General features: G+C 68.3%; 19 protein-coding genes and 1 pseudogene. 16 read left to right on the forward strand and 4 right to left on the reverse strand.

Features of this window, described 5'->3' with window-relative positions; all coding sequences use genetic code 11:
- From ACIA5H_RS12915 to ACIA5H_RS12945, 7 genes and pseudogenes are all read left to right on the forward strand, one after another.
- Positions 1–706: pseudogene (locus tag ACIA5H_RS12915) on the forward strand (lytic transglycosylase); the annotation flags it as partial.
- A gap of 114 nt (positions 707–820) precedes the next feature.
- Entirely contained in the window at positions 821–1681 is an 861-nt protein-coding gene (locus ACIA5H_RS12920) for a lytic murein transglycosylase (protein WP_356966607.1), read from the forward strand.
- A gap of 19 nt (positions 1682–1700) precedes the next feature.
- A complete protein-coding gene (locus ACIA5H_RS12925; protein WP_355080423.1) occupies positions 1701–2837 on the forward strand; it encodes an Mrp/NBP35 family ATP-binding protein in 1137 nt (378 codons plus the stop codon).
- 48 nt (positions 2838–2885) lie between these two features.
- Entirely contained in the window at positions 2886–3206 is a 321-nt protein-coding gene (locus ACIA5H_RS12930) for a DivIVA domain-containing protein (protein WP_039800550.1), read from the forward strand.
- Entirely contained in the window at positions 3173–3796 is a 624-nt protein-coding gene (locus ACIA5H_RS12935; RefSeq protein ID WP_397076063.1) for a DNA-3-methyladenine glycosylase I, read from the forward strand. The genes ACIA5H_RS12930 and ACIA5H_RS12935 overlap by 34 nt, the downstream gene beginning before the upstream one ends.
- Before the next feature lie 139 nt (positions 3797–3935).
- Positions 3936–4103 carry a DUF3117 domain-containing protein gene (locus ACIA5H_RS12940; protein ID WP_011211259.1) on the forward strand — a complete coding sequence of 56 codons (168 nt, stop codon included), beginning with the start codon at positions 3936–3938 and terminating at the stop codon, positions 4101–4103.
- Positions 4104–4979 carry a putative RNA methyltransferase gene (locus tag ACIA5H_RS12945; protein WP_379255957.1) on the forward strand — a complete coding sequence of 292 codons (876 nt, stop codon included), beginning with the start codon at positions 4104–4106 and terminating at the stop codon, positions 4977–4979.
- Positions 4980–4988: 9 nt separating this feature from the next.
- Here the strand turns inward: ACIA5H_RS12945 and glgA are convergent, their stop codons facing one another.
- Positions 4989–6143, reverse strand: a complete 1155-nt coding sequence (gene glgA / locus ACIA5H_RS12950) for a glycogen synthase (protein ID WP_379256034.1) — start codon at positions 6141–6143, stop codon at positions 4989–4991.
- 137 nt (positions 6144–6280) lie between these two features.
- Between glgA and glgC the strand changes: the two genes are divergently transcribed.
- On the forward strand, positions 6281–7495 hold the full coding sequence (gene glgC / locus ACIA5H_RS12955; protein ID WP_355080419.1) for a glucose-1-phosphate adenylyltransferase: 1215 nt from the start codon (positions 6281–6283) through the stop codon (positions 7493–7495).
- 16 nt (positions 7496–7511) lie between these two features.
- Here the strand turns inward: glgC and ACIA5H_RS12960 are convergent, their stop codons facing one another.
- The 3 genes from ACIA5H_RS12960 to ACIA5H_RS12970 all read right to left on the reverse strand — a co-directional run bounded on the left by ACIA5H_RS12960 (position 7512) and on the right by ACIA5H_RS12970 (position 8909).
- A complete protein-coding gene (locus ACIA5H_RS12960; RefSeq protein ID WP_356966614.1) occupies positions 7512–7742 on the reverse strand; it encodes a hypothetical protein in 231 nt (76 codons plus the stop codon).
- A 224-nt stretch (positions 7743–7966) separates the two neighbouring features.
- Entirely contained in the window at positions 7967–8200 is a 234-nt protein-coding gene (locus ACIA5H_RS12965; RefSeq protein WP_356966616.1) for a hypothetical protein, read from the reverse strand.
- Positions 8201–8276: 76 nt separating this feature from the next.
- A complete protein-coding gene (locus ACIA5H_RS12970) occupies positions 8277–8909 on the reverse strand; it encodes an O-methyltransferase (protein WP_379255959.1) in 633 nt (210 codons plus the stop codon).
- 288 nt (positions 8910–9197) lie between these two features.
- On the opposite strand from ACIA5H_RS12970, the gene sigE reads away from it, so the two are divergent.
- The 8 genes from sigE to ACIA5H_RS13010 all read left to right on the forward strand — a co-directional run bounded on the left by sigE (position 9198) and on the right by ACIA5H_RS13010 (position 15308).
- On the forward strand, positions 9198–9857 hold the full coding sequence (gene sigE / locus ACIA5H_RS12975; protein ID WP_355080414.1) for an RNA polymerase sigma factor SigE: 660 nt from the start codon (positions 9198–9200) through the stop codon (positions 9855–9857).
- 61 nt (positions 9858–9918) lie between these two features.
- Positions 9919–10317, forward strand: a complete 399-nt coding sequence (locus ACIA5H_RS12980) for a hypothetical protein (RefSeq protein WP_379255960.1) — start codon at positions 9919–9921, stop codon at positions 10315–10317.
- Between the two features lie 10 nt (positions 10318–10327).
- Positions 10328–11866, forward strand: coding sequence for a S1C family serine protease (locus ACIA5H_RS12985; protein WP_379255961.1), 1539 nt, complete (start codon positions 10328–10330; stop codon positions 11864–11866).
- A 112-nt stretch (positions 11867–11978) separates the two neighbouring features.
- On the forward strand, positions 11979–12194 hold the full coding sequence (locus tag ACIA5H_RS12990; protein WP_355080409.1) for a hypothetical protein: 216 nt from the start codon (positions 11979–11981) through the stop codon (positions 12192–12194).
- Positions 12195–12318: 124 nt separating this feature from the next.
- Complete coding sequence (tatB, locus tag ACIA5H_RS12995) at positions 12319–12735, forward strand: Sec-independent protein translocase protein TatB (protein ID WP_067804157.1); 417 nt, start codon at positions 12319–12321, stop codon at positions 12733–12735.
- A gap of 51 nt (positions 12736–12786) precedes the next feature.
- On the forward strand, positions 12787–13644 hold the full coding sequence (locus ACIA5H_RS13000; RefSeq protein ID WP_355080407.1) for a hypothetical protein: 858 nt from the start codon (positions 12787–12789) through the stop codon (positions 13642–13644).
- A gap of 340 nt (positions 13645–13984) precedes the next feature.
- A complete protein-coding gene (locus tag ACIA5H_RS13005; RefSeq protein WP_397076069.1) occupies positions 13985–14338 on the forward strand; it encodes a hypothetical protein in 354 nt (117 codons plus the stop codon).
- A gap of 634 nt (positions 14339–14972) precedes the next feature.
- Entirely contained in the window at positions 14973–15308 is a 336-nt protein-coding gene (locus tag ACIA5H_RS13010) for a hypothetical protein (protein WP_355080404.1), read from the forward strand.
- Positions 15309–15329: the final 21 nt, after the last annotated feature.

Genomic DNA, 15329 nt, shown 5'->3' on the forward strand with positions numbered 1-15329 from the left:
GTATCGGTCGGGTGGTTCGCCGACGCAGGTGCGGGTGTCGCCGGATCTGGTGGCGCCGGGGTCGTTGCCGCCGGTGGGGCCGGGCACGGACATGAGCGCGGTGCGCACCACCACCCCGACGACGGATCCGGCCGGACAGTATCGAGCGCCCCGGCCGCGACCGCAGCCGACGCAGGTGATGATCACGCTTCCCGGTCTGCCGCCGATCCCGTGCGGGATCTTCTGCCCGGCTCCAGCGCCGGTGAATCCCTGTGTCGGGCAATCGGTTCCCGCTCCGATGCCGTTCCCGGACCTACCCGGAACCGCCCGCGTACCGCTCGCACCGCAGCAGCCTTACGGCGCCGCAGCGGCCGAGCCGCGCAACCCGGGTTCCACCGATCCCGCCGGGGCGGGCGAAGCCGCAGAGGCCGCTACAGCGGGACAGCCCGCTCCCGCAGGACAACCCGGCACACAGGACCAGCTCGCCGCCGGATGCGGACAGCCGGACACCACGCTCGCCACCGCCGAACCTGCCCCCATCCCGGGTGACCTACCCGCCCGCGACAACGAGTCTCGCGGCGAATCCGAACCCGCCAACACCACACCACCCGCACCGGAACCCGAATCGGCGACCGCCGCCGAACCCACACCCACGCCGTCGCCCGGAATCACCCTGCCGTTCGGCATCGTCATCCCACTTCCCGCGCCGCCCGCGCCCCAGCAATGATTCAAACCTGACATCAGATCACGAAGCAGTAACAAACAGATCTCGGATGCGGTACCCTTCCTCTTGGTTCCATAACAAACGGCTCACAGCGAGCCATGGGAGGGTCACCACACCGTGGGGCGTCATCGAAAACAACCGCCTGCCACCGTTCGACGGAGTTCCGTCATCGCGCTGACCGGATTGGTTCCCGCAGGGCTCGTATCCGTCACGGCCGCCTCCGAGGTAGGCGAGGCAGCGCCGCTCGCGACCGCCGTCCATACGCCGGAGGGCCAGGACGTTCAGGGCGCCGCGCAATCGGTGGTCGAGCCCGTCGCCGGGACCGAATTCCTCGCTCACGCAATGGCCAAGGCCGCTCCCACAGCGACACCCGTGGTGAAAACCGTTGCGCTGCCCAGTGGTCGGCAGGCCGCCGCCATGCAGGCCGGGCCGCTCGGCGTCCCCGGCATCGCCGTCGCCGCCTATCAGAACGCGGAACGGGTCCTGGCCGCCGAGAACCCGGTGTGCGGCATGCCGTGGTCGCTGCTGGCCGGTATCGGCCGGGTCGAGTCCACCCACGCGTACGGCGGCAAAGCCGACGCCGACGGCAACCCGCTCAGCCCCGTCTACGGCCCCGTGCTGGACGGTTCGCTCAACGGCAACCACGTCGTCCGGGATTCCGACGACGGCGCGCTGGACGGCTTGGACAGCTACGACCGCGCGATCGGCCCGATGCAGTTCCTGCCCGACACCTGGAAGCGCTACGGGGCCGACGGCAACGGCGACGGCATCGCCGATCCGCAGAACCTCTTCGACGCCGCGCTGACGGCGGGGAGGTACCTCTGCGACGGCGGCCTGAACATGCGCGACCTGGCGCAACAGTCCAAGGCGATCCTGCGCTACAACCACTCCATGGCCTACGTCGCGAACGTCATGGCATGGGAGACCTCCTACAGCACAGGGGTCGCACCCCGGGCCGGAGACCTGCCCAAAATTTGACACGCCTAAAATTCCGGCCATGCCAGTGGTTACGGAATCGGATGTGCGGGGTGCCCTCGCGAAGGTCGACGACCCGGAGATCCGCAAGCCGATCACCGAGCTGGGCATGGTGAAAAGCGTCGTCATCGGCGCCGATAGCGATGTCCACGTGGAGATCTATCTGACGACGGCGGGCTGCCCCCTGCGCACCGAGATCACGCAGCGGGTGAGCAAGGCCATCGCCGACGTGCCTGGTGTTGGCGCCGTCAGCGTCGACCTCGACGTGATGGACGACGAGCAGCGCACCGCACTGCGCAAGCAGCTGCGCGGCGACTCCGCCGATCCGGTCATCCCCTTCGCCCAGCCCGGCTCGCTGACCCGCGTCTACGCCGTCGCCTCCGGAAAGGGCGGCGTCGGCAAGTCCAGCGTGACGGTCAACCTCGCCGCGGCCATGGCCGCGCGTGGCCTGTCGGTCGGCGTGCTGGACGCGGACATCTACGGTCATTCCATCCCGCGCATGCTCGGCACCGACGCCAGGCCGACGCAGGTGGAGCGGATGATCATGCCGCCGGTCGCGCACGACGTGAAGATGATCTCGATCGCGCAGTTCACCCAGGGAAACACCCCCGTGGTCTGGCGCGGCCCGATGCTGCACCGTGCGTTGCAGCAGTTCCTCGCCGACGTGTTCTGGGGCGACCTCGACATCCTTTTGCTGGATCTGCCGCCGGGCACCGGCGATGTCGCGATCTCCATCGCACAGCTGATCCCGAACGCCGAGATCCTGGTCGTCACCACCCCGCAGCCCGCCGCCGCGGAGGTGGCCGAGCGGGCGGGCGCGATCGCGTTGCAGACCCGGCAGCGCATCGCGGGCGTGGTGGAGAACATGTCCTGGCTGGACCTGCCGGACGGCACCCGGATGGACCTGTACGGTTCCGGCGGCGGTCAGGCCGTCGCCGACCGGCTCACCCGCGCCGTCGGTGCGACCGTGCCGCTGCTCGGACAGATCCCCATCGAACAGGCGCTGCGCGAAGCGGGCGACGAAGGCACTCCGATCGTGCTGCGCGATCCGGAGAACTCGGCCGCCAAGGCCCTGTTGGAGGTCGCCGACAAGCTCGCCGTCCGCCGCCGCGGCCTCGCGGGCATGTCGCTCGGCATCGACACCACCCGGCATTTGTAGGGCCACGCGCGAGCCCGACTGTCAGTGCTCGCTAATAAGCTCGGTCCCATGCTCACCATGCTGTTGTACGTGCTGATCGTCGGCTTGGTCGCCGCGGTGCTGTTCCTACTGGCCAGTGCGGTGTTCGGGCGGGCGGAGGAACTCGGGCCGCTGCCGGAGGGTACGACGGCCACCGTGCTGCCGGTGGAGGGGATCACCGGGGCGGACGTGCGCGCGTTGCGATTCCAGCAGGTGGTGCGCGGCTACAAAGCCGGAGAGGTGGATTGGGCGCTGGCCCGGCTGGCCGCGCGGATCGATGAGCTCCAGCACCAGCTGGCCGAGGCGCAGGCCGCGCGATGGCAGACGCCGATCGCGCCGGAGTCGAAATGAGCGCCCTCGCCGACGACGGACTGATCCGCTGCGCGTGGCCGTTGGATTCCCAGCTCTACCGGGACTACCACGACTACGAGTGGGGCAAGCCCCTGCACGGCGACGACGCGTTGTTCGAACGGCTCTGCTTGGAGGCGTTCCAATCCGGGTTGTCCTGGCTGACCATCCTGCGCAAACGCCCGGCCTTCCGCGCGGCGTTCGCCGATTTCTCGATCGCGCGAGTCGCGGAGTTCGGTGACGACGACGTCGCCCGGCTGATGGCCGACGCCGGCATCGTCCGCAACCGCCTCAAGATCGACGCGGCCATCGCCAACGCACGCGTCGCGCGTGACCTCGACGTCGGCTTGGACGCGTTGCTCTGGTCGTTTGCCCCGCTGCCGCGCCCGCGCCCGCGCTCCGGCGCCGACGTGCCCGCCACCACGCCCGAATCCACCGCCATGGCAAAAGAATTGAAACGGCGTGGATTCCGGTTCGTCGGACCGACCACGGCGTACGCCCTGATGCAGGCGACCGGAATGGTCGATGATCATGTGGCCGACTGCTGGGTGGGCAGCGCCCGGCCCGAGACGGGCCGACCGGTCACTTTTTGAACTCAGCTATCCGTCCCTATCGGCGATAGGGAAGAATGGGACGGGTGTAGCTCGCCAAACGCCGGCGAGCTCGCTGGTTGGTGACAACTGGAGTTCCAAAAAGTGCGCAAGGACCGCGCAGATCTGGAGGGAGCAGAGGATGGCGGCCATGAAGCCCCGTACCGGGGACGGTCCCCTCGAGGCAACCAAAGAAGGGCGTGGAATCGTCATGCGGGTTCCACTCGAGGGTGGCGGGCGTCTGGTCGTCGAGCTCACGCCGGACGAAGCAGCGGCGCTCGGTGACGAACTGAAGAGCGTCACGAGCTGAGTGGCCCCGGCTGAGCACTCGGCCCTCGCCGACGCGGCCGACGTCCTGGCCTGCCCGGAATGCCTGCGGGCGCACCGGGACGCCGCGTCGCTCGCGCTCGAACCGCGGGATCGAGCACTGCGCTGCGGTCGCGGCCACAGTTTCGACGTCGCCAGGCAGGGTTACGTCAGCCTGCTGACCGGTGCGTCGACCAAGATGACCGGGGACACCGCGGCCATGCTCGACGCCCGCGCCGCCTTCCAGAGCGAGGGCCACTTCAGGCCGATCGCGGACGCTGTGGCGCGCGCCGCCACGGCGCGCCGGACGGACGGTCCGGTGCTGGAGGTCGGCGCGGGCACCGGCTACTACCTCGCTCGGGCACTCGACGCCGCTCCCCCGGCTGTCGGCATCGGGCTGGACGTGGCCAAACCCGCCGTCCGGCGGTGCGCCCGCGCGCACCCGCGCGCCGCGGCGGTGCTGGCCGACGCATGGCGCGGGTTACCGATCCGCGACGGCGCGCTCGCCTGCGTACTCTCCGTCTTCGCCCCGCGCAATCCCGGCGAGATCGCCAGGGTGCTCACCGAGGACGGTCGCTTCGTTGTCGCCACACCCACCGAGCGCCACTTGGGCGAACTGATCGAGCCGCTGGACATGGTGCGGGTCGACCCCGACAAGAACAGCAGGCTCGACGCCGCGATGACGGGACATCTCGAACCCGTGGACCGGACATTGATCGAGTATCCGATGACGCTCGCCAGAACCGATGTCGGACATGTGGTCGGCATGGGTCCGTCCGCGCATCACGCGGCCGCCGGAGCGGAGCGTCTCGCGCGGCTGCCGGAGACCGTCGAGGTCACCGCGTCGGTCGTCGTCGGCACCTACCGCCGAGCGGCCTGATCGCCCGGCTCAGCCTTTTCTGACCTCGTCGTAGACCGCGACCGTGCGCGCCGCGATGCGTGACCAGTCGAATTCGGAGATCGCGCGCTCGCGCCCCGCGGCGCCCAGCCGAGCGGACAGCTCCGGATCACCGGCCACTTCGTTCACGGCGGCGGCGAGTCCGTGCTCGTAGTCCTCGGCTGCGCCCGCGTCGTAGTGCACCAGTCGGCCGTTGCGGTCGTCGACCACCTCGGGGATGCCGCCCACGTCGGAGGCGACCACCGCGGTCGCGCAGGCCATCGCCTCCAGATTGACGATGCCCAGCGGCTCGTACACCGACGGGCACACGAACAGGGCCGCCGCGGCGAGAATCTGCCGGATCCGCTCGGTCGGCAGCATCTCGCGCACCCAGAACACCCCACCGCGCCGCTGTCGCAGCTCCTGGACGGCCGTGGCGACCTCGTGCTCCAGCTCCGGCGTGTCCGGCGCGCCCGCGCACAGCACGAGCTGGATGTCGGGGTCGAAGTCGCGGGCGGCGGCCAGCAGGTGGCCGACGCCCTTCTGGCGCGTGATGCGGCCGACGAAGGCGACGAGGGGAAGGTCGGCCCGCACGCCGAGTTCGGCGAGGACCGACGGCTCGCCGCCCGCCGGGGGGCCGGGGTGCCAGACCGCCCCGTCGATGCCGTTGTGCACCACGTGCACACGGTCCGGGTCCACCGCGGGGTAGGCGTCGAGCACGTCGTGGCGCATGCCCTCGCTCACCGCGATGACGGCGTCGGCGTGCTCGACGGCGTTGCGCTCCGACCAGGACGACAGCCGGTAGCCGCCGCCGAGCTGCTCGGCCTTCCACGGCCTGCGCGGCTCCAGGGAATGGGCGGTCAGCACGTGCGGGACGCCGTAGAGGGCCGCGGCCAGATGACCGGCCAAGCCGCTGTACCAGGTATGTGAGTGCACCACGTCCACATCGCCCACCGCGTCGGCCATCCGCAACTGGGCGGACATCATCTGCAGCGCGGCGTTGGCGGCGTAGAGCGACGGATCCGGTTGGTGGACCACGGCATCGGCGCGGTCGACACCCATGCAATGCACGGTCACCTCGCACAGTTGACGCAAATGCGCCGTCAACTGCGTGACGTGCACCCCGGCCCCGCCGTACACCTCGGGCGGATACTCGCGGGTCAGCATCGCGACGCGAAGCCGGTCCCGTTCGCCGGAATCCACCGGCGAACGTCCGCCATCCGTGCCGAAACTCACCGATCCAAACTAAACGTTCGCGCCCGCGGCGGCCACTCACGGGCGCTTCACCCGGTAGTTTGGCAGGTGTGAGGAGCCAGCCGCACGTACTCGGAATCGTGCTCGCCGGTGGTGAGGGCAAGCGACTCTTTCCACTCACGGCCGACCGCGCCAAGCCCGCCGTCCCGTTCGGCGGCGCCTACCGTCTCATCGATTTCGTACTCAGCAATCTGGTCAACGCGGGTTTCCTGCGGCTGTGCGTGCTCACCCAGTACAAGTCGCATTCGCTCGACCGGCACATCTCGCAGACCTGGCGGTTGTCCGGTTTCGCGGGCGAGTACATCACCCCCGTGCCCGCCCAGCAGCGGCTGGGACCGCGCTGGTACACCGGCAGCGCGGACGCGATCCTGCAATCACTGAACCTGATCTACGACGAGGACCCGGAATACATCGCGGTTTTCGGCGCCGATCACGTCTACCGGATGGACCCGGAGCAGATGGTGCGCCATCACATCGATTCCGGCGCCGGCGTAACCGTGGCCGGCATCCGGGTGCCGCGCAGCCAGGCGAGCGCGTTCGGCTGCATCGACAGCGACGAGTCCGGCCGCATCACGCAGTTCCTGGAGAAGCCCGCGCATCCGCCCGGCACCCCGGACGACCCGAACGTCACGTTCGCGTCCATGGGCAACTACGTCTTCACCACCAAGGTGCTGGTGGACTCGATCCGGGCGGACGCGGACAACTCCGACTCAGACCACGACATGGGCGGCGACATCATCCCGGCCCTCGTCGCGGCGGGGCAGGCCGGTGTCTACGACTTCGCCGACAACGACGTGCCGGGCGCCACCGACCGCGACCGCGGCTACTGGCGCGATGTCGGGACCATCGACGCGTTCTACGACGCGCACATGGATTTGGTCTCGGTGCATCCGGTGTTCAATCTCTACAACCGTCACTGGCCGATCCGCGGGGCGACCGAGAACCTTCCTCCCGCCAAGTTCGCCCAGGGCGGGCTGGCGCAGGAATGCATCGTGGGCGCGGGCAGCATCCTGTCGGCCGCCACCGTCCGCAATTCGGTGCTCAGCGGCAACGTCATGGTCGACGACGGCGCCACTGTCGAGGGGTGCGTGCTCATGCCCGGCGTGCGGATCGGGCGCGGCGCGGTGGTACGGCACGCCATTCTGGACAAGAACGTCGTCGTCGGCGAGGGCGAGATCATCGGAGTGGACCTGGCGCGCGACCGCAGCCGCTTCGCCGTGAGCAACGGCGGTGTCGTCACGGTCGGCAAGGGCGTCTGGGTGTAGTACCGCCTGGATCGGGCTAGGGCGCGCCCGGCTCGGGCGCGGGCGAATTGATGCAGAACGGCGCGCAAGGGCCCGGGGTGCGCGGCACGGTGGATTTCGAGGCGCCACCGAAATCGGCGGTACTCACCAAATAGACCACCAGCACGGCGAACAACAGCACCGCGGCGAAAGCGATCATGGTCCGGCCCCAATGAATCGGCTTCGGACGACGCTCGTCTTCGTCCCAGAGAAACATCATCATCACCATGCCGCACCCGCCTCCGGATCCACTCGGAACATGACTTCCACCAGTATCGGGGATCTTCGGTCTTTCGCGGCATCATGCGCCGAACCGTGCTCGTTCGGTGGCTGTTTCGCGAACGCCGCCGGGTGGTGCGGCTGCGATGAGAAACGGCACGGCGGCCAGGAATTCCGAAAAAACTTCGGCGGCAGGCCTATTCGGCCGGAGTACGCGCACGGTCGACGGCGGGATTACGGGGCGGGCGGGGCGACGTTCTGGGTGCAGAACGGCTCACAGGGACCGGGGGTAGGCGTGGTTTTCGCCGGGCCGGTGTCGAAATCGGTGTTGCTCACCACCACCATCACCAGCACCGCTCCCAGAATCACGAGCAGCAGGGCCATCATCGTCGGCCGCAACCAGCTCGTGCGCCGTTCGGTCACGACTTCCCCCATAGCCGCTACTTCGAGGGGTGTTAGTTCACGCATAACTGTTTTCCTCACTGAGTTCTTTCTCAGCGCATACCCCGGATTCCAGGGGGGAATCAGACTGCCGCGCGAATCGCTAACCGCGTGAGGCGCAGAGCAATCCGTCGCCGACCGGAATCAGCACACAGGTGAGTTCCGGATTCTCCGCGATGGCGCGGGTTGCGGCGCGCACCGCCTGCGTGGCCGGATCACGTTGCGCCGGATCGGGTACGCGCCCGCCCAGCAGCGCGTTGTGCAGCAGGATGGCGCCGCCGTCGCGCAGCAGCCGCACGGCCTGAGCGACGTACTCCGGGTGCTCCAGCGGGGCGGCGTCGATGAAGACCAGGTCGTAGGCGCCGTCGGCCAGCCGGGGCAGCACGTCCAGCGCCCGCCCGTTGATCAGGCGGGTGCGCGCGGGCGGGATGTCGGCGGCGCGGAACGCCTCCTTGGCCGCGCGCTGGTGTTCCGGCTCCGAATCGATGGTGGTGAGCGTGCCGTCCTCGCGCATGCCGTCGAGCAGCCACAGGCCGCTGATGCCCGCGCCGGTGCCGACCTCGACCACCGCGCGCGCACCGAGCAACTGCGCGTACATGCTCAGCAGCGCACCCACCGAGGGCGGCACGGGTATCGCGCCGAGTTCGGTGGCCCGTTCCCGCGCGCTGACGAGGATTTCGTCTTCCACGACGGATTCCTCCACATAGGCGAGATTCCGCTCCAGATTCGATGCCACGGGTATGAGGCTAACGCCGGGCGGGTGATCTCGGCGTTCCGGACAACACGCGCCGCCCGCCATTTCCGCCGCCGGTTTTCTCAGGTGACCCTCAGCATCTCCATAACCCGGCCATATCAGGACCAGAAAGAGTATGGGCATCGCAAGACCACCGACCGTGCCTTAACACGGGACGCGGGAACAACGACATACCGGTTGTCGGTTGTATCCGTACGTGACGGACCGTAGACCCGGCCCCGAGCGAGTTCCCGACGTTTGCGGTCCCTAGTAGGAGGTAGCCCCATCCACATGGTCGATGCGGCGCGCGAATACGCCACCCTGCCCGAGCAGATCCTGCCGGTCGAGGCCGAGTCCGCCGAGGACGCGGTCGAGCTGACCGGGACTGCTGCCTTCGATGCCACCGGCGACCGGTCGGCGATGCCAACGTGGGACGAACTCGTCCGCGAGCACGCGGACCGGGTCTATCGCCTGGCTTACCGACTCTCCGGCGACGCACAGGACGCGGAGGACCTCACCCAGGAGACGTTCATCCGGGTGTTCCGTTCGCTGTCGAATTACCAACCGGGCACCTTCGAGGGATGGCTGCACCGCATCACCACCAACCTGTTCCTGGACATGGTGCGCCGCCGCAACCGGATCAGGATGGAAGCGCTGCCCGAGGACTACGACCGGGTGCCCGCCGAGGGCCCGGGGCCGGAACAGGCCTACCACGACGCCCGGCTGGATCCCGACCTGCAATCGGCCCTGGATTCGCTCGCGCCGGAGTTCCGCGCGGCCGTGGTCCTGTGCGATATCGAGGGGCTGTCCTACGAGGAGATCGGCGCTACGCTCGGCGTGAAACTGGGCACTGTGCGCAGTCGGATCCACCGTGGACGCCAAGCCCTGCGCGACTACCTTGCGCATAATGGAAGTGAGCAGCGGTTCGCCGCTGACGCGAACATAGGGTGATTCGTCGGAAGCCGGCATCGCCCGAACATCGGTCGATGTCGGTTGGAAGGGTGAGCACCGAATGAGTGGCGACTTCAGCACGTCCGGTCGTCGTCCGCCCCGTTTTCGCCCCACCGAGCATTTGGCGAGCGAGGCGATCGCGGCGTACGTGGACGGTGAGTTGCGGATGAACGCCTACCTGCGTGCCGCTCAGCACCTCTCGCTGTGTCCCGAATGCGCGGCCGAGGTCGATGCCCAGCAACAGGCGCGCATCGCACTGCGGCACGCAGGCCAGGTCGCGATTCCGACCGGGCTGCACGACAGCCTGACCAGGATTCCCCTCGCGGAGTTGCCCGGCGGCGCGTCCAGTGGCCGGACGCCCTCCCCGACCTCCGGTCAGTCCGGGCGTAACGACGCGGTTTTCGGGTTTCTGACCGATTCGTTCACCGCGACCCGGTGGACCACGTGGTGGCGCAAGTAGAGTTTCCCGAGTGACCACCGAATCGACGAATTCCGGATCGGCCGACACCTCGGATTCGGCGGCCAACCGCGGGAATCTACGTCCTCCGGACGCACCCGTGCTCGGTCCGCGCCCGGTCTACCGGCCCCATGTCGACACGCACACGGCCCGGGCCTTCCGCAGACCGTCCGGCCTGTCCGGTTCGTTCGCCGAGCCGCTGCCGCTCCGTAAGGCGGGCGCGGCGCCGCAATCCGGTCCCGAACTGCAGAACCGTCCGCCCGAGGCGGTCCTGGCCGAGGCTTTCGGCCGTCCAGAAGGCTCCAGCGAACTCCTGCAGCGCGATCCCGACGCGGCCGGTGGCCAGGCTCCCGCTGCCGGGCCGGCCGATCCATGGCGCGACCCGGAGGCGGTCGCCCGCCTCGGAGCCCCCGCGGTGCCCACACCCAAACCGCACGCGCTGCCGCAGGCCGAGAAGCTCAGCGCCCGCGAAGTGCTGTTCGGCTCCCGAGTCGCGCCCAAGGCGCTGGCCCTGCTCGCGCTCGTCGCACTCGTCATCGGCCTGCTCGGCGGGCTGGTCGGCCGCCTGACCGCGGAAACCGCCTCGACGCTCACCTCCCGCAAGGTGGCCCTCGAACAGGGCGGCGACGGAGACCGCCCGCACGGCCTGATCGCAAAGGTCGCCAACGCCGTGTTGCCCTCGGTCGTCTCCATCCGCGTGACCGTCGGTGAGAACGGCGCCACCGGCTCCGGCGTGGTGATCGACGGCGGCGGCTACGTCGTCACCAACAACCACGTCGTCTCGATGGCCGCCCAGGACAAGACCAACCGATCCGCGATCCAGGTGCAGTTCTCCGACGGCACCAGGGTGCCCGCCCAGATCGTCGGCCGCGACCCGAAGACCGACCTGGCCGTCCTGAAGGTCGATGTGAAGAATCTCACCGTCGCCCAGCTCGGCAAATCCGGCAACGTGCAGGTCGGCGACGACGTGCTGGCCATCGGATCGCCGCTCGGCCTGAGCAAGACCGTCACCTCCGGCATCGTCAGCGCCTTGCACCGCCCGGTGAAACTGGAGGGCGAGGGCAGCGACACGAAGGCCGTGATCGACGCCGTGCAGACCGACGCGTCGATCAACCCGGGTAACTCCGGTGGCGCGCTGGTGGACATGGACGGCCGGGTCATCGGCATCAACACCGCCATCCGCAGCGAGACCGGCGGCTCGGTCGGCCTCGGCTTCGCCATCCCGGTGGACAAGATGACCGAGGTCGCGCAGACCTTGATCCGTGACGGTGTGGTGCACCATCCGACGATGGGTCTGTCCCTCCGCACCAAGACGGTCGCCAATGACGTCATGAGCGGAGCCGCGGTGGCCGACGTGTCGCCGAACGGCCCTGCCGCGCGGGCGGGCATCGTCGAAGGCGATGTCATCGTGCGCGTCGGCGATCGGGAGGTCACCAGCTCCGATGAGTTCACGGTGGCCGAACAGTCCAGCAAGATCGGCCAGACCGTGGTCGTCCAGCTCATCCGCGACGGCCGCCGAGTCGACGTCCCGGTGACCCTGGAATCCGACTAGCAGTTCCCCGCGCCAACTAATAACGCAGAACCCCAGTTATTTTCGCTAGACGCCGCAAAACGCGGCGGATAGAGTCACGCTGTCGAAATCCAGCAGCACGGGGAGGGCTGTGATGCGTCATCTCGCCATTTTCATTCTCGGATCCACTATGGCGGCGGTCGCCACCGTGGGGCTGTCCGCAGCACCGGCCGGTGCTACCACGAACGACACTTACGTCGACTGGTTCGACTGCCGCCCGGGTGGAGGGCACACCGCGGTCGCGACGGACGGCGTGGAGTACTGCTACGGCGGAATACACAACGGCAAGATTGTGATCTACCCCACATAGATTCCTTTTCTTGTACGTGCGGTGGATGCTGTACGGCCTGGAAGAGCCCGGACAACACCCACCGTTCATTTCCCGGTCGGCTATCAATGGACGACCCGCTGACCGGGCCAGGTAGCCTGGTTACGTGTTCAGCAACATCGGCTGGAGCGAGATGGTCATCCTGCTCGTCGCCGCCCTCGTGATTCTCGGCCCGGAGCGCTTGCCCGGTGCCGTGCGCTGGACCACGCGCAGCCTGCGGCAGGTGCGCGATTACGCGAGTGGCGCCACGTCTCAGCTGAAAGAGGAATTGGGGCCGGAGTTCGAGGATCTGCGTAAACCGCTGGCCGACCTGAACCAGCTGCGCGGTATGACGCCGCGGGCGATGGTGACCAAACATCTTCTCAACGGCGATGATTCGCTGTTCCGGGATTTCGACAGCGCGCTGCCCGATCCCAAGGACCTGTACAGCACGAACAGCGGGATGCCGGACTATCCGATGCCCAAGTTGGATAAGCCGTTGGAGCGCAACGAACGTCCTCCGATCGACACCGACGCCACCTGAACGTCAAGAAGACTAGACACATTGAGCTGTTCAGCTGTCTAGACTTCGCACATGTCGGCCGATGACGTGGCGCGCGTGTTCGCGATCGAGGACAAGGTCGAGCGACTGAAGGCGGCCACCGACGGGGTGGCGGCGGCCCAGCAGACCATCAACGAACTGACCAGGATTCGGCGTGCCGTGATCCGGGAGCTCCATGCCGAAGGCTGGACGTTCGCCAGAATCGGTGCGGCGGCCGGGCTTTCCCGGGCCCGTATCCACCAGGTGAGCACGCAGGGACCCGCGCCGGAAGGACTGTTCTTCGGGCACGGCTCGCTCACCGTGCTCGTCCCGGAGGTGCGCGCAGGGCGGGTGATCGGCGCGCCGGATCCCGCGGCGCCGCAACGATTGGCCGAGCTGCTACGCGAACTCGGTTTCAGCGTGGCGGTCGAACATTTCCTACCGGGCCGTCCGGTCGATTTGCGGCGGGACGGCTTGATCGTGCTGGGCGGGCCGGAACTGTCCCCGAGCTTGCGTCAGTTGGTCGCCGCGGACCCACGATTGCGCCGCGCCGTAGCCAGAATGGGTGACGCGCGCCGGGGCATCGAGGACCGGGCGGCCCGACGGGTCTACCGGCCGGGCGGACCCGAACCGCACGACATCGCCTACCTGGGCAGGCTTCCCAGGCCCGACGGGCGGGGCAGCGTACTGATGATCGACGGCATGCATCCGCCGGGCTCGCTCGGCGCGATCCGGCTGCTCGCCACCCGGCTGGCCACCCTGCACGAACGAGCGAGCAATCACCTCTTCTCCGTGCTGATCGCCTGTCGCTTCGACCGTGCCACCGGCGAACCGCTGGAGGCCGAGCTCCTCACGCCGGTCTACCGCCACGATCCCGAGAACAGATCGCCCGCAACGGGTCTGCGCCGCTGAGCCGCGCCCCGGGTGAAGGCGCTGCGGATCCGCCCCGAGATGCCCGGCGCGTCGGGCATACTGAGACAATGGATTTCAGCAAATATCTGGTCATCATTACCGAGCGCAGAACGCGCGCAATCGGCGCAGCAGCAAAATGGCTCGAGCAACCTAACGGGCACCATTGCCTCCGCTGATCACCTGTTCACAGCGACTCTCTCGACTTAAAAAGCAGCCGCACATCATGTGCCCCAGATCACCACCCCTCCCCCGAGTGTGTTCATACGCGGATGATTGAATAGCTGGACGATAACCGCTCTCCGAGAAACGGCCGCGTGAGGCGTCCGGCAAGGAGGAAATCGTGAATCCGCTATTGCTGATCGGCGGGGCCGTACTGGCGGTGGGCCTGGTCGGCCTGATCATCAGTGTGCTGCTGCGGCCGACTGGGTCGAAGGCTCATGTGACCGTCGCCGATCTCCAGGCCCGGCTCGCGCGGGAGCAGTCGGCTCCGTCGCCCGAGGCGGACGGCCCAGTGGACGGTCAACCGGAATCCGGCTCGCCGAATACCGACGCCGAGTCGGTCGATCCCGGGCGCGAGGAACGCGAGCGATCCGGCACCGAGGCCGACGAGCCCCGTGACGCAGCCGCGGATTCAGCGACCGAGGACGATGCGAACCAGGTATTGCTGGCGGATCATCGTCGCCGCAACCAATAGCCTTCGGTTAACCAACGACCGGCACAGCGGCAATTCACCGATTTCTCGGGCTCAACGCGCCGCGGCCGGACCCGATGCGCGAAGCGCCGGCTCCAAGCGCGCGGCACTCGGGTAATTGCTCACCCTGCTGTCACACGAGTCGGTCACGTCGGCACACGTGGTGGAACGGTCAGCCCCGGACCCCCGGGGGGGTCGAAGCCGCGTTGACCGGTCCAGCGTCCACGGCCACCGGCCTTCGGATACGCCGAGGCAGTCGTCCTGACGTCGGGGCACAAGTGCCGGAACAGCGACGGGGACTCGACGCGCGGATGAGACGGCCATCTCCCTCGTCGCCCAGGTTCCGGCCGAGCGCGGCGGCACTCCACTTCCCCGATGCAGCGCATCGAGGGGACCCATTCACCGGCTGATGAGCTCGAAGTTCGTACGTGTGACGGATTGGACCGCCGGTCGGCGGGAATAACCGGCCACAGAGCCGCACATACCGGTCGGCGGCGCGCCCAATCCCACTTGCACGACGCGCTCACTCGGCCCACACTTGATTTGCTGAAAATTAACTACACGTTGGTGACGGTGCGTTGCGCTTCGGCCCCGCCACGTTCTGCCCGGCCCGCCCCACCGAGAGGAGAAATGCGCCGTGACCGCCACCCAGATCGCCGTCCTCTGCTCGCTCGTCGGCGCGGCGAGCCTGCTCGCCACCATCGGGTTGCTGCACGGACCGGCGAACCGGCGGCGCCGGGTCGGCGTCACCGAGCACGTGATCGCGGAACAACTGCCCGCTCCCGCGCTCCCGGTCTGTCCGATCGGCAGGCCGCAGCGACTACCCGTCGAGCCGTTGACGGTGGCGGAGGCGCACGAACTCATGCAGCGCCACCGGATCTGCGAACCCTCCGAGTGCGTCTACAAGTACGCGGCCTTCCGGACTCTGATCGAGGCGGGATACATGCGCGACCCGCACGCGGAAGGGGCCTGACCGCATCCGCATGCGGCGCGA

This window comes from Nocardia sp. NPDC051900 (assembly GCF_044452545.1).
Taxonomy (GTDB): Bacteria; Actinomycetota; Actinomycetes; order Mycobacteriales; family Mycobacteriaceae; genus Nocardia; species Nocardia sichangensis.

Coding starts and splice junctions, on each gene's coding strand:
- ACIA5H_RS12935 (WP_397076063.1), top strand. CDS start 3,173: ATGGCAGACGCCGATCGCGCCGGAGTCGAAATGAGCGCCCTCGCCGAC.
- ACIA5H_RS12965 (WP_356966616.1), bottom strand. CDS start 8,200: ATGCGTGAACTAACACCCCTCGAAGTAGCGGCTATGGGGGAAGTCGTG.
- ACIA5H_RS12960 (WP_356966614.1), bottom strand. CDS start 7,742: ATGGTGATGATGATGTTTCTCTGGGACGAAGACGAGCGTCGTCCGAAG.
- ACIA5H_RS12940 (WP_011211259.1), top strand. CDS start 3,936: ATGGCGGCCATGAAGCCCCGTACCGGGGACGGTCCCCTCGAGGCAACC.
- ACIA5H_RS12990 (WP_355080409.1), top strand. CDS start 11,979: ATGCGTCATCTCGCCATTTTCATTCTCGGATCCACTATGGCGGCGGTC.
- sigE (WP_355080414.1), top strand. CDS start 9,198: ATGGTCGATGCGGCGCGCGAATACGCCACCCTGCCCGAGCAGATCCTG.
- ACIA5H_RS12925 (WP_355080423.1), top strand. CDS start 1,701: ATGCCAGTGGTTACGGAATCGGATGTGCGGGGTGCCCTCGCGAAGGTC.
- glgA (WP_379256034.1), bottom strand. CDS start 6,143: ATGCTGACCCGCGAGTATCCGCCCGAGGTGTACGGCGGGGCCGGGGTG.
- ACIA5H_RS12980 (WP_379255960.1), top strand. CDS start 9,919: ATGAGTGGCGACTTCAGCACGTCCGGTCGTCGTCCGCCCCGTTTTCGC.
- ACIA5H_RS13000 (WP_355080407.1), top strand. CDS start 12,787: ATGTCGGCCGATGACGTGGCGCGCGTGTTCGCGATCGAGGACAAGGTC.
- ACIA5H_RS12930 (WP_039800550.1), top strand. CDS start 2,886: ATGCTCACCATGCTGTTGTACGTGCTGATCGTCGGCTTGGTCGCCGCG.